Annotated in this window: 12 protein-coding genes and 3 pseudogenes; all 15 read left to right on the forward strand. The window is 57.3% G+C overall.

What is annotated here, in order from left to right:
• Nucleotides 1-26 precede the first annotated feature (26 nt).
• The 15 genes and pseudogenes from HLB35_RS02795 to HLB35_RS02865 all read left to right on the forward strand — a co-directional run bounded on the left by HLB35_RS02795 (nt 27) and on the right by HLB35_RS02865 (nt 13,392).
• Nucleotides 27-575, forward strand: a complete 549-nt coding sequence (locus HLB35_RS02795) for a YceD family protein (protein ID WP_171701399.1) — start codon at nt 27-29, stop codon at nt 573-575.
• A 29-nt stretch (nt 576-604) separates the two neighbouring features.
• Nucleotides 605-775 (forward strand): 50S ribosomal protein L32, encoded by a 171-nt coding sequence (rpmF, locus tag HLB35_RS02800; protein ID WP_087109291.1) that lies wholly within the window; start codon nt 605-607, stop codon nt 773-775.
• Between the two features lie 61 nt (nt 776-836).
• The gene (plsX, locus tag HLB35_RS02805) at nt 837-1,883 is read left to right on the forward strand and encodes a phosphate acyltransferase PlsX (RefSeq protein ID WP_171701400.1); all 1,047 of its coding nucleotides are present in this window, start codon (nt 837-839) and stop codon (nt 1,881-1,883) included.
• Nucleotides 1,884-2,046: 163 nt separating this feature from the next.
• On the forward strand, nt 2,047-3,018 hold the full coding sequence (fabD, locus tag HLB35_RS02810; protein WP_171701401.1) for an ACP S-malonyltransferase: 972 nt from the start codon (nt 2,047-2,049) through the stop codon (nt 3,016-3,018).
• A 69-nt stretch (nt 3,019-3,087) separates the two neighbouring features.
• The gene (fabG, locus tag HLB35_RS02815; protein ID WP_171701402.1) at nt 3,088-3,831 is read left to right on the forward strand and encodes a 3-oxoacyl-ACP reductase FabG; all 744 of its coding nucleotides are present in this window, start codon (nt 3,088-3,090) and stop codon (nt 3,829-3,831) included.
• 122 nt (nt 3,832-3,953) lie between these two features.
• Nucleotides 3,954-4,186, forward strand: a pseudogene (acpP, locus tag HLB35_RS02820) (acyl carrier protein).
• A gap of 318 nt (nt 4,187-4,504) precedes the next feature.
• Nucleotides 4,505-5,741: pseudogene (gene fabF / locus HLB35_RS02825) on the forward strand (beta-ketoacyl-ACP synthase II).
• 11 nt (nt 5,742-5,752) lie between these two features.
• A complete protein-coding gene (gene pabC / locus HLB35_RS02830) occupies nt 5,753-6,571 on the forward strand; it encodes an aminodeoxychorismate lyase (protein ID WP_171701403.1) in 819 nt (272 codons plus the stop codon).
• A 62-nt stretch (nt 6,572-6,633) separates the two neighbouring features.
• Nucleotides 6,634-7,641: an endolytic transglycosylase MltG gene (gene mltG / locus HLB35_RS02835; RefSeq protein ID WP_171701404.1), complete on the forward strand. Its 1,008-nt coding sequence runs from the start codon at nt 6,634-6,636 to the stop codon at nt 7,639-7,641.
• 44 nt (nt 7,642-7,685) lie between these two features.
• Nucleotides 7,686-8,338: pseudogene (tmk, locus tag HLB35_RS02840) on the forward strand (dTMP kinase).
• The gene (locus HLB35_RS02845) at nt 8,329-9,315 is read left to right on the forward strand and encodes a DNA polymerase III subunit delta' (RefSeq protein ID WP_171701405.1); all 987 of its coding nucleotides are present in this window, start codon (nt 8,329-8,331) and stop codon (nt 9,313-9,315) included. The pseudogene tmk and the gene HLB35_RS02845 overlap by 10 nt, the downstream one beginning before the upstream one ends.
• 23 nt (nt 9,316-9,338) lie before the next feature.
• Nucleotides 9,339-9,674, forward strand: coding sequence for a PilZ domain-containing protein (locus HLB35_RS02850; RefSeq protein ID WP_171701406.1), 336 nt, complete (start codon nt 9,339-9,341; stop codon nt 9,672-9,674).
• Nucleotides 9,675-9,737: 63 nt separating this feature from the next.
• Nucleotides 9,738-10,571 carry a TatD family hydrolase gene (locus HLB35_RS02855; protein WP_171701407.1) on the forward strand — a complete coding sequence of 278 codons (834 nt, stop codon included), beginning with the start codon at nt 9,738-9,740 and terminating at the stop codon, nt 10,569-10,571.
• Nucleotides 10,572-10,606: 35 nt separating this feature from the next.
• Nucleotides 10,607-11,158, forward strand: a complete 552-nt coding sequence (locus HLB35_RS02860; protein ID WP_171701408.1) for a DUF1285 domain-containing protein — start codon at nt 10,607-10,609, stop codon at nt 11,156-11,158.
• A gap of 5 nt (nt 11,159-11,163) precedes the next feature.
• On the forward strand, nt 11,164-13,392 hold the full coding sequence (locus tag HLB35_RS02865) for an ATP-dependent helicase (RefSeq protein ID WP_171701409.1): 2,229 nt from the start codon (nt 11,164-11,166) through the stop codon (nt 13,390-13,392).
• Nucleotides 13,393-13,420 lie beyond the last annotated feature (28 nt).

Raw genomic sequence — 13,420 nt, forward strand, 5'->3', positions numbered from 1 at the left:
GGGGGAGTGCCTATCATTGCGCGCCTATGTTGACCTCACAAATTCCCAGCCGGGTCGAGCCCTATAAGCTTGCGGCCCGCCACGAACGTCTCGAAGGCACTGTTGCGCTTGATTCATTAGCGCGACTTGCCGAAGAGGCTGGCCCGCAAACCGGTCAGTGCCAGGTGGTGCTTGAGTTTGCTGTCAATGCCCAAGGGCGTCGTGAAATTCGTGGCCATTTGCAGGCGGAGCTTTCGCTTGCATGTCGCCGTTGTCTGGAACCTATGGCGCAGGTAGTTGAAAGCCATTTCCTGCTAGGTATGGTCAGCGATGAAGCGCTTGCCGGTGAATTGCCGTCAAGCCATGAGCCTGTGCTGGTGGAAAATGAACAGCTTGACTTGCTGACCGTCGTGGAAGATGAGTTGATTCTCAGTCTTCCTCAGGTTGTCTATCACGACGAGCAGGAATGTGGTGTTTCAGCACAACAGCTGGTCAGCAAGGCTGATGATGTCGATACAGGGGCTTCATCAGCCAGAAATCCCTTTGCTGTGCTGAATACGTTGAAAAACAGCAGCACTTCAAAAGGCAATAAATAGTCTTTTCTCTACATTTGGAGTAACTACCCATGGCAGTTCAAAAGAACCGTAAAACCCGTTCCAAGCGCGGTATGCGTCGTAGCCACGATGCGCTGAGCGCACCGACTCTGTCTCAGGACAAGGAAACGGGCACTACCCATCTTCGTCATCACGTGGCAGCAGACGGCTTCTATCGTGGCCGTAAAGTGGTTGAAGTATAACGCTTGCAACGTTCGCTGGCTCAGCCAGGCAGCGGTGATCCACTAGAAATGGTTCATTAGTGTGCGCATTGCGATTGATGTCATGGGCGGCGATCTAGGGCCGCCCGCGATTATCGGAGGTGTTGCCAAGGCAGCGTGCCTTCATCCCAATGCACAATTCCTGCTATTTGGCCCGAGCCGGCAGATTACTGCCGAGCTTTCGCGCCTGCCGCAGCCTTTGGCTGCGGCAGCATCGCGTATGGTGGTATGTGATGCCACTCAGTTTGTATCGCCAGATGCCTCAGCTGCCTGGGCATTGCGTCATGGCCAGCAGACAAGCATGGCGCGAATGCTGCGCTCGCTTGTGCATCCTGACGGGGTTCCAGGCGCTGATGCGGGCGTCAGCGCGGGTAATACGGCAGCCCTGGTCGCCCTGGCGCGCCGCGAGATAGGCACTTTACCCACTGTTACCCGACCGGCGATCAGCACATCCATTCCGACCCGCAATGGCAGACACTGCTATTTGCTGGATCTGGGTGCCAACGTTGACTCTCCCGCCCAGCGTCTGGTGGAGTTTGCCCTGATGGGAGCGGTCGTGGCCCAGTGTGTTGATGGTATTGCCAGGCCGCGGGTTGCACTGCTCAATGTGGGTGTCGAAGCGACCAAAGGGGGACGGGTCGTGCGCGAGGCGGACGCACTTATCCGCTCTATGGGCGAGGCGTCGCTATTTGATTATCAGGGCTACGCTGAGGGTGGCGATCTTTTTCAGGGTTATCTGGATGTGCTCGTCTGCGATGGCTTTGTGGGTAATGCAGTACTTAAATCCAGTGAAGGCTTGGCGCGCATGCTGGTTGAAAGAGTTCAGGCAACGTTTGAGTCCCGTTTGACCGGGCGTCTGGTGGGTTTTCTGGCACGCCCAGCCCTGAAACGACTCAAGCAGGAACTTGATCCGGTGCGCTATAATGGTGCCAGTCTCCTGGGGCTTTCCCGGACAGTGGTAAAAAGCCATGGTGCCAGTCACGCGGATGGTTTTTGCTATGCAGTCGTGCGTGCTATAGACGAAGTGACTCAAACGTTGCCAGAACGGCTTGCCCAACGTCTGGTGCAGTTGCCAAGGCGTTGTGAATGACTAAGCCGTTTGTGCTGATTGTCTGAAAGCAAGTCTGAAAAACAGTTATCTTAACGTGGAGAGCATTGAAGGTTTCTCTACTATATGTGTCCAATGCACAAATTGGTCGCCAGTTGTCTATCGCTCATAAGAGCAAACGCCAACAAGAGCAAAGGTGAACGACATGTCTCAACCCCTTGCCCTCATATTTCCCGGGCAAGGCTCTCAACAGCTGGGAATGCTTAGAGAGCTGGCCGAGCGCTACAGTGTAGTCGGTACTACGTTTGAAGAAGCAGCGGATGCTTTGAGTTATGACCTATGGAAGGTCGTGCAGGAAGGCCCTGAAGCGTCATTGAATGCAACTGCCTGCACCCAGCCTGCACTGTTGGCGTCGAGCGTTGCCATCTGGCGTGTCTGGCAGGAGCTTGAAGGCCCCCGTCCAGGTGTCATGGCAGGCCATAGCCTGGGTGAGTACAGCGCCATGGTGTGCGCAGGTGTCATGAGCTTTGCCGAAGGTATCAAGCTGGTGCGTCTGCGCGGTGACGCCATGCAGGAAGCAGTACCCGCCGGTCAGGGCGGTATGGCTGCTATCCTTGGGCTTGACAATGAAGCGGTTGAAGCTGCCTGTGCTAAAGCAGCTCAGGGGGATGTTGTATCGGCAGTCAACTATAATGCCCCAGGCCAAGTGGTGATTGCTGGTTCGAAAGCCGCCGTAGAAAGGGCCATTGCTGCCTGTCAGGAAGCGGGCGCCAAACGTGCCATGCCGCTGCCTGTGTCGGTTCCATCCCACTGTGCGCTGATGAAACCAGCGGCAGAACGTCTGTCTGCAGCGATACAGGCCATTGACCTTCGGCCACCGCGCTACAGCGTGATTCAGAATGTTGATGCCAAAGCGCATGCTGACGTTGATACCCTACGTACCCGGCTGGTCGAGCAATTATATCGTCCGGTACGCTGGACCGAGTGTGTGGAAGCCATGAGTGCACTGGGAGCGGAAGCCTTTATCGAATGTGGGCCCGGTAAAGTGCTGAACGGCTTGAACAAGCGTATTGTGCGTGGCAGCAAGGGGTTGGCGGTTAACGATCCGGATAGCCTGAGTGCGGGGCTGGAATTGGCACGTGAAACAGTCGCTGGCAGCAGTGATATACAACGCTAGGCGGGTGTGCGGCGCGATTGATGCAGCTCGCTGATAGCCGAGCTGAATACAGAGTTAAGGACTGAACTGATGACTGAAGAACGCAAAGTGGCGCTGGTCACAGGGGCTAGCCGTGGTATCGGGCGGGCAATTGCCCACGAGCTTGCACGCCAGGGGCGAATAGTGGTGGGCACGGCGACCAGCGAAGCGGGCGCTGAAAAGATTGATGCCGATCTCAAGGCGCAAGGTTTCGACGGTGCGGGCATGTGCCTGAACGTTACTGACCAGGCCAGCATTGATGGCGTGCTCAAGCAGATTGCTGAGCTGTTCGGCGCGCCGACCATTCTGGTTAACAATGCCGGTATCACCCGCGACAACCTGCTGATGCGCATGAAAGAAGACGAATGGGATGATGTTATGGATACCAATCTCAAATCTGTCTATCGTGTTAGCAAGGCATGTCTGCGCGGCATGACAAAGGCCCGCTTCGGGCGCATCGTGTCGATCAGTTCAGTAGTAGCCACCATGGGCAATCTGGGGCAGGCCAACTATGCAGCCGCCAAAGCGGGCATGGAAGGTTTCAGCCGATCGTTGGCCAGAGAAGTGGCATCGCGTAACATTACCGTCAATAATGTTGCCCCTGGGTTTATCGCCACCGATATGACACAGTCATTGCCGGAAGCCCAGCATGAAATGCTGCTGAAACAGATTCCGCTGGCGCGCCTGGGCGCGCCAGAAGAAATCGCTGCCGCTGTCGGTTTTTTGACCAGCGATGCAGCGGGATACATCACCGGAGAGACGCTACAGGTCAACGGTGGTATGAATATGCGATGATGCCTTTGATTTTCGCGGTTGCGTCTATCAAGGGGCGTCTATAAACTACTCCGCAGCTTTTGGCTTGCGGTTTCCAACTGGCTGTTTTCCTAACGGCTAACGTGAATGACTGGAGTACGTTAATGAGTACAATCGAAGAGCGCGTAAAAAAGTAGTGGCTGAGCGCCTGAACGTTAAAGAAGAAGATATCCAGAATGGATCTTCCTTTACCGAAGACCTGGGTGCTGACTCTCTCGACACCGTTGAACTGGTGATGGCGCTTGAAGAGGAATTCGATACCGAAATTCCTGACGAAGAAGCTGAAAAGATCACCACGGTTCAGGAAGCTATCGATTACGTCAACGCCCACCAGTAAGGGCGGCATTGATGTTACGAGCCGAGGCGGCGAGACCGCCTGATGAAAAGCCGCCCTTGTATGGGGCGGCTTTCTTGTATCAGGCCTGAAAAGCCTGCATCCGCGTACAAGCAGGGCATCAACGCAGCGGTTAAATTTCGTTATACTGTGAAGCTGTGGCAACGTAGCACTCTGTCAGCGGTCATCTTCAGATGGCTTGAGGCGTTACAGCTCACATCGCCCAGTTCACTAATGGAATGGGCGCACTCGTCACAGTGATGGCAGGTGCCGCAATAACCTGAACGGGTTAAGTCACCATGGATGCCTGGAGGAAAGCGAATGGCACGTAAAAGGGTAGTGGTAACTGGGCTAGGCCTGGTGACCCCTGTAGGAAACACTGTCGATGAATCATGGGCAAATATCACAGCAGGCAACAGTGGTATTGCCCTGATTGATGACTTTGACACCAGTGGTTTTAACACGCGTTTTGGTGGTTCAGTCAAGGCGTTTGATATCAGCCCCTATCTGAACCCCAAAGACGCGCGCAAGATGGATCTTTTTATTCAATATGGAATGGCCGCCGGCGCTCAGGCAATCAATGATTCAGGTATTGAGTGCACCGAGGCCAACGCTGAGCGCATTGGTGTGGCGATTGGTTCCGGGATTGGCGGCCTGCCGATGATCGAGCACAACCACTCGGCGCTATTGAAAAGTGGCCCACGGCGTATTTCGCCCTTTTTTGTGCCGGGCTCAATCATCAACATGATTTCCGGCAATATTGCGATTCAGCATGGCTTTAAAGGGCCCAACATCGCGATTACCACTGCCTGCACCACCGGTACGCACAATATTGGCTACAGTGCTCGCACCATCGCCTATGGTGATGCGGATGTGATGATTTGCGGCGGCGCTGAAATGGCCACCACACCACTGGGGCTGGGCGGGTTCTCCGCAGCGCGCGCTGTCAACCCGTAATGATGACCCTCAGGGGGCCAGCCGCCCCTGGGATGCTGACCGCGATGGCTTTGTGCTGTCTGACGGTGCGGGTGTCATGGTGCTGGAAGAATATGAGCATGCCGTTGCGCGTGGCGCGCCTATCTACGCTGAGCTTTCCGGTTTTGGTATGAGCGATGATGCCTACCACATGACAGCGCCGCCGGAAGATGGCCGCGGTGCGGCTTTGTCGATGCGCAATGCCATCCGTGATGCCCAGCTCAACCCGGAGGACGTGGATTACGTCAATGCCCACGGCACCTCGACCCAAGCCGGTGACCTGGCAGAAAGCCGTGCGATTGAACACGTAATGGGCAGTGCTGCCAAACAGGTGGCGGTTAGTTCCACCAAGTCGATGATTGGCCATCTGTTGGGAGCAGCGGGTGCCGTTGAGGCGGTGTTCAGCGTTTTGGCCATTCGTGATCAGGTGGCACCGCCAACGATCAACCTGGATAACCCTCAGGAAGGCTGTCATCTTGATTACGTGCCACACACGGCCCGCAACATGAAAATCGATGTGGCGCTCTCCAACTCCTTCGGTTTTGGCGGCACCAATGGTTCTCTGCTATTCAAGAAAGTCTGATCGGAGCACAGATGTCGACCTTGGCCACGGTGCCTTTTGATGACCGCGGTTTGGCTTACGGCGATGGGGTATTTGAAACCGTGCTGTTGCGCGATGGTTTGCCCGTACTCTGGCAATACCATCGTGCCAGGTTGTTGCGTGGCTGTGCCGTGCTGGCTATCCCGCCGCCCAGCGAACAGGCGCTTGAGGCCTGCTGGCAGGCATCTGAAAGTCAGGCGTCTGACCCTGGGCTTGAGGTGCTCAAGATAATCGTCACCCGAGGCAGCGGTGGACGGGGCTATGCGTGTCCGCCAGACCCAACGCCGCGCCTGTTAAACCATCGCGTACCCTTTACACCGATACCCCAGCGCTGGAAAGAAGGCGTTTCAGTGTGTGTGTGCCAGTTGCGTCTGGGGCATCAGCCGCTGTTAGCAGGTATCAAGCATCTTAACCGGCTGGAAAACGTCATGGCGCGGCGCGAATGGCAGCACCCAGCCATTGCCGAAGGGCTGCTGGCCGACCAGCAAGGCAACCTGATTGAAGCCACCAGCATGAATGTGTTCTGGCAACAGGGCGGCCAACTGTGGACGCCGAGGCTGAAGGAGTGCGGCGTTGCCGGTACCTTGAGAGCAGCACTGCTTGATCTGGGGTGGGTGAAAGAGGGAAGTCTGCCGCTATCAAGCCTTTATGACGTTGAGCGGCTCTGGGTGGCCAATTCGGTACAGGGCGTCTGGCCGGTGACGAAACTGGTGTCAACGGCAGGAGAAACCCTTCAGCGCTGGCCATTGGCAGCGGATGACTCACTACAAGCGCTGGCTCATCCACTGATGGGTTATCCGCCGGATCAATAAGTTCCAACGTCCCTTAAAGTGTATTTTCAAGCAAGTCTATCAGGATCAGGAGAACTGCCGTCGTGAAACGTTTATTGGCTGTGTTGTTGGCAGTTGCCCTGTTGGCGGCGGCGGGTGGAGCAGGGGGCTATTATTACTGGCAAAGTCGCCTTGATGCGCCGTTGAGCATAGAAACGCCGACCCTGTATAAAGTGCCGTCTGGTGCAGGCTTTAATCGTGTGGTGAACGACCTTGCCACGCAAGGAGTGATCAGCGATGCCTGGGCGTTTCGACTGCTAACCCGTCTGGCGCCGGATGAAGTGCCTTCCATCCGTGTAGGTGAATACCAGTTGCTGCCTGACATGCACGGTCGTGACCTGTTGGCAGTGTTTGAAAACAACGAGGTGGTCACCTACAACCTGACGCCGGAAGGCTGGACATTCCGCCAGATGCGCGCCCAACTGGCGGCTTCCGCCAAGCTTGAACAGCGCACCCGCGGGCTAAGTGACGCCGAGGTAATGACGCTGCTAGGGCGTGAAGGCGAGCACCCTGAAGGGCGCTTTTTCCCGGATACCTATCGCTATCACCTGGGCATGAGCGATATGGATATTCTGCGTCAGTCGCTGGCAAAGATGGACCGCGTGCTTGAACAGGTATGGGCCGAGCGTCAGGACGAACTCCCGCTTGAATCGCCTTATGAGGCCTTGATCATGGCGTCACTGATCGAGCGTGAAACCGGTGCGCCTGAAGAACGTCGCCAGATCGCTGGAGTGTTCAAGCGTCGTCTGGAGCGCGGCATGCGCCTGCAGACTGACCCGACGGTGATCTATGGCATGGGTGAACGTTACGATGGGCGGATTACCTATGCGGATCTGCGTGAGGCAACCCCGTATAACACCTACGTGATTGATGCCTTGCCGCCCACCCCGATTGCGATGCCGGGCCTGGCTTCGCTGGAAGCGGCTGTCGACCCACTGCCGGGTGACACTCTTTACTTTGTTGCCAAGGGCGACGGTACCCATCAATTCTCGCGCACTTTGCGGGAACACAATAATGCGGTCAATCGCTACATCCGTAACCGTGATAATTGAAGCCCTGGTTATTGTCACCGTAAGTCAATGGATATGAGGCCATCATGAAGCAGCGCGGGCGTTTTATTACCCTGGAAGGCGGCGAAGGCGTCGGGAAATCCACCAACCTGCACTGGGTGGTTGAATGGCTGCAGCAGCAAGGGCTGACGGTGATCAGTACCCGTGAGCCTGGCGGTACGCCTCGGGCAGAAGCCATTCGTGAGCTGCTGCTTGACCCGGCTCCGACTGAACCGCTGAGCAGCGATGCCGAGCTATTGCTGATGTTTGCCGCCCGTGCCCAACATCTTAATGAAAAATCCTACCGGCTCTGGAGCAGGGCACCTGGGTAGTATGTGACCGCTTTACCGACGCTACTTATGCCTATCAGGGTGGCGGCCGAGGCATTGAGGCTGAGCGGATCGCTATCCTGGAACGTTTCGTGCAGCACGGCCTGCAACCCGACCTGACGCTGCTATTGGATATGCCCGCCGAGGCAGGCGCTCAGCGGGTGGCCTCACGCCTCTCGCAATCCGGCGGCGAGCGCGACCGTTTCGAGCGTGAGCAGCAGACGTTTTTCAACGCTGTGCGCCACGCCTATCTGCAACGCGCTGAGCAAGCCCCACAGCGGTTTGCCGTCATTGACGCTGCCCAGCCGCTGGAAGCCGTGCAGGCTTCTCTCCAACGCGTGCTGGCCGAACGGGTGTCCGTATGGATGTAAGCTCGGTATTGCCCTGGCATCAGGCGGTCTGGGCGCAGCTGATGCGCCTGCAGGACAGCCAGCGTTTTCCCCATGCGCTTTTGTTTAACGGGCCGCATGGCGTCGGCAAACAGCAGCTCGCGGATGCCCTGGCGGCACATATGCTATGCGCTCAGCCAGGCAAGATGCCCTGCGGGCACTGCCACAGCTGCCAGATGCTAGCCTCCGGGTACCATCCTGATCTGTTGCGTATCTCACCAGAGGAAGGCAAGCGCCAGATCCGTATTGATCCGATTCGTGAGGTGAACCGTTTTGTTTCACAGACGGCTCAGCAAAGTGGCTACCGGGTGATTATGATTTCCCCGGCGGAGGCCATGAATACAGCCGCGGCCAATGCCTTGCTGAAAAGCCTTGAGGAACCGGGAGACAAGACCCTGTTCATCCTGCTCTCGGATGTGCCTTCACGGGTGCTGCCGACCATTCGTTCGCGTTGCCAGCAGTGGTCATTGCCGACGGTTGACTTTGCGCAATGTAGAGACTGGTTGATCGAGCAGCTAAAAGATGAAGAAGAAGCGCATTTCTGGTGGCAGGTCTCTGCGGGCTTGCCGCTGCTGGCGGTGGAGCTGGCAGCGCCTGATCAGCGTACCCTGCGCCATCAGCTGCACGACACCTTTGAGCAGCTGATGCGTGGCGCCGAGCCTGTCAGTGAGGCAGCCCGGCTTGACCGTCAGGCGCTGGATGCCATCCTGTGGTACGGTATTACCTGGCTGGAAGATCTGATTCGCTTCGGGCTTTCCGGTAACCCGGCGGGGCTGCATAATACCGATTTAATCCCGCTTTATCGTCAGGCGCTCAAAAATGGCCGCTCTCAGGACTGGTTTCGCCTGCTTGATTATGCGCAGGAACAGCGTCGCCTGCTGGCGGTAGGCGCAAATCCCAATCCGCAGCTGGTTCTGGAGGCATGGCTGGTGCGTTGGGCAGCACTTTTGCGCTCATGAACCGCCATGAAGGAGTTGCTGAAATGACCTCGCACAAAGCATTATCATTGCAGATTCCGGATATACCGACATTGCTGTCTGCCTATATGCCGTTTCTTGAACGTGGCGGTATTTTTGTCCCCACGCCCCGACTTTATACCCTGGGTCAGCCGATTGTGTTGCTGTTGACCCTGCCGGGCGACGACGAACGCCTGGTGATCAATGGCAGGGTGGCCTGGATTTCACCTGAAGGTGTAAGCGGCCGGCGTATTCCGGGTATTGGCGTCCACTTCAACCAGCAGGATCACCATGCTCGCGATCGCATAGAAGCCTTGTTGGCAGGGCAGCTGGATAAGGCGGCGCCTTCTTATACGCTGTAAATATAAGCGCCCTGTGAACGACGGTCTTATAACGTTTTTTCATTTATTCTGTTGAGTGCCCCCATGTTTGTTGATTCTCACTGTCACCTGGACCGTTTGTCGGATAACACCCACGCTGGCGACCTGGCCGCCACCCTGAACGCTGCCCGGGCCGCTGATGTCAGCCAGTTTCTGGCCATTGCAGTGACGCTGGAAGATGTGCCGGGGCTGGCTGCGATTGCCCGGGAGCATCAGGACGTGGTGATTTCAGCGGGGCTTCATCCGCTGCATAGCGCAGCCAAAGAACCCGATGTCGATGATATTGTCGCCGCCGCCGACCAGTATGGGGCGGTAGCGATTGGTGAATCCGGTCTGGATTATCACTACCGTGACAGCGTGCCCGTGGATATTCAGCATGCGCGTTTCAAGCGTCATCTGCTGGCCGCTCGCGAGCTGGAGCTGCCCATAGTGGTGCACACCCGGGAAGCCAAGGAAGATACTTTAGCGCTGCTGCGTGAGTATAGTGACCCCAAAGTCGGCGGTGTCCTGCATTGTTTTAGCGAAGACCTGGAAATGGCCAGGGAAGCAGTCAGGTTAGGTTTCTATATTTCGTTTTCAGGGATGGTGACCTTTGCTAACGCGGCCTCTCTGCGTGAGGTTGCCCGGCAGATCCCGCTGGACCGGTTATTGATCGAGACCGATAGCCCCTATCTGGCGCCGGTGCCGCATCGTGGCAAGCCCAATCAGCCTGCCTGGGTCGTGCAGGTGGCCGAATGTATCGCTGAAGTACGTGGTATCAGCGTGGACGAGCTGGCCATGCAAACCACTGCCAATTTTTACCATCTATTTCGCTCCGCTGTGCCTGAAGCGCCGGCCAAGGTGCGTGAAGCGCTGAATATGGCAGGTCTGGTCAACTGATCCCAGGCCACTTTTTGTTAGCGAGGTGCAACGCCATGCAGATTGATCGTCTCCTTCATCATTGTGATGGGGCAGCGGAAATCCCGCCGCTTGATCAGTGGCATCCTCCGTTGCTGGGCGATATGCCGTTGTTTATCCAGGCAGATGGCCAGTGGCAGCATGAAGGCCGACCCTTTACTCGCCCACAGCTGGTACGCCTATTGGCAAGCCTGTTGCGTCAGGACCCGGAAGGTACCTGCCTGGTGACGCCAGCTGAACGCTGGCGCATAGAGGTTGCTGATTGCCCCTTTGTGATTGTTGATGCTGACCAGCGCGATGGCGACTGGTGGCTAACCACCCACTACGGCGATCAATTGCGCCTGGATCAAAGCCACGTCCTGCAAGTAACCACGACGCCCGAAGGGGAGGACGTGCCTCAGGTCAATGTGCGTTTTGGCCTCGCAGGGCGTTTGAGCCGCAATGTCTATTATCAGCTGGTTGATGCCGCTGAAACCCGCGAGAGCGCCGACGGGCACTGTGACGTTGGCCTGTGGAGCGGCGGCCATTGGCAGGTGCTGGGCGTGATTGCCGCTGGCGAGGCGCCGTGAATGGCATGACGGACACGCCGTTGACGCTACAGCAGCAGGCGGTAGTAGAACATCAGGGTGGGCATGCCCGGGTGGCGGCGGTGGCGGGCGCTGGTAAGACCACCACCATGGCAGCGCGTGTGCTGTATCTGTTGGCTCAAGGTGTCGCACCCAAACGCATGCTGGTGCTGATGTTCAACCGCTCAGCACGCGATGATTTTCAGCGCCGTCTGCAAAAGATGGCGCAGCCGGGCCAGCCGCTGCCGGACATTCGCACCTTTCATTCCCTGGGTTATCGTCTGACCAACAGCCTGAGCCGTTGGCGAGCGCTTGAGCCACGCCGCCTGCTCTCCGCTGACTGGCAATTGGAGCGTCTGCTCAAGCAGGCCAGTCTAGACGTGCTTTCTCATCAGCCGGAGCGCCGGGAAGCTGCCCTGGAAGGTGAGCGGCTTGAGGCATTGGCGCATTTCTGCGGGCTGGTCAAAGCCGAGATGGCCGAGCCGAGTGAACTGTACCAGCGGCTGGGTTACGAACCGGATACCGACTACTTTCCCGCTGCCTTTCAGGCGTCAGAAATACTGCTGCGCGAGGCAGGGATGATGACCTATGCGGATCTGCTTTACCGCCCCCTGCGCGCCCTGGAAGCAGACGCGGGTTTACGCCAGCGGGTGGAAGGGTTTCTGGATTACGTCATCATTGATGAGTATCAGGATATCAATACTGCCCAACAGCGCCTGCTGGCGGTGCTGGCGGGCAGCCGGGCAGATGTCATGGCGGTAGGGGATGCCAATCAGTGCATCTATGAGTGGCGGGGCGCCCGACCGGATACCATGCTGGAAAATTTCACTGCGACCTTTGGCAGTGCAACGGATTACCCGCTCTCAACCACCTTTCGCCATGGCCATGCCCTGGCGCTGGCGGCCAACCACGCCATCCATGCCAACCAGCGCCGCCCGGATCAGCTATGCCTGGCGGCTGAAGATAATCCAACCACCGAGATTCGCGTAGCGCAGGGCAGCCGCCTGTTGCTGGATACCTTGTTTGACTGGAAATCTCAGGGGCGGCCTTTGAGTGATGCCTGCCTGCTGGTGCGCAGCTGGGCGCTGTCGGTACCCGTTCAGCTGGCACTGCTACAGGCTGGCATCCCGTTTCGTATGCAGCGAGAAGACCGCTTTGTATTTCGCTTGCCGCTGGTTCAAGCGCTAGCCGGTTACCTGAAATTGGCGCGCCAACCGGCCCTGCTTAACGACCCTGAACTGGTCACGCTGTTGCTGGCGCAACCCACGCCTTTTGTTGCCCGTGAGCGTCTGCAGCGGCTGGCTTTCGAGCTGGCCCGCAGCCAACAGTGGCCCCAGCGTGATGCCGCTGTTCTGGCGGATATCAAGCTTGGCCAGAGGCGTACCCTCAAAAAGCGCTGGATGCTGCTGCTTGAGCTACCTAGGCTCAGCCAGTGGCCAACCTCGAGGCTCTTGCAGCACGTCGTGGATAGCATTGACGCCGAGAAAACCCTCAAGAGGGCCGCTGCGCGGCGTGATAAAGGTGAAGAGGATGTACGCCTGCTGGATGTGCTGATTGAGCAGGCCGATAGCGTCCAAAACCCGGATGCCTTTATTGAACTGCTGGAACGGCCGGTTGAAAATCAGGCCAGTGGTGTTCTGATCAGCACCGTGCATGGCGCCAAGGGGTTAGAGTGGCCGCTGGTGGCCGTAGCCGGTGTAAATGAAGAGGATTTTCCCCATTACAGCCGCGATAACCCTCTGAACGATGACCGCCTGGAAGAAGAGCGTCGGCTGTTCTATGTGGCAATTACCCGCGCGCAGCAGACCTTGTTGTTACTGCATGATGGCGGCGAGCATCGTCCAAGCCGTTTTATTGCCGAAAGCGCCTGGCAGGACTGTATGCGCGTAGCAAAACAGCTGCAAGATGTGCCGCAAGAAGACCCGCAAACCCCATTAAGCGTGACATCGCCTACTATCGTCAGCCGCTATCTGGCGATGGCCGGGCACGACGATATCCGGGTTGTGGCCAACCCCCAGGCGCCGCATATCGCCGAAAGCAGCACGGCCTATTCGTCCGCCACGGACTATTACCCGGGTCAGCGATTGCGCCACCATTTCTTTGGTGAAGGGGAAATTGCCAGTGTGGAAGGCAGTGCCGACAATCCGGTGATAGACGTGCGTTTTGCCGAAGCAGGCAGGCGCCGCCTGGTGGCCAGACAAGCGCCGATTGAAGTGCTGGATATCAAGCAGGCTTGATATTTCCGGTTGGCAAGACTCCAAAAGC

Source organism: Vreelandella azerica, assembly GCF_013112225.1.
In the GTDB taxonomy this organism is placed as follows: Bacteria; Pseudomonadota; Gammaproteobacteria; order Pseudomonadales; family Halomonadaceae; genus Vreelandella; species Vreelandella azerica.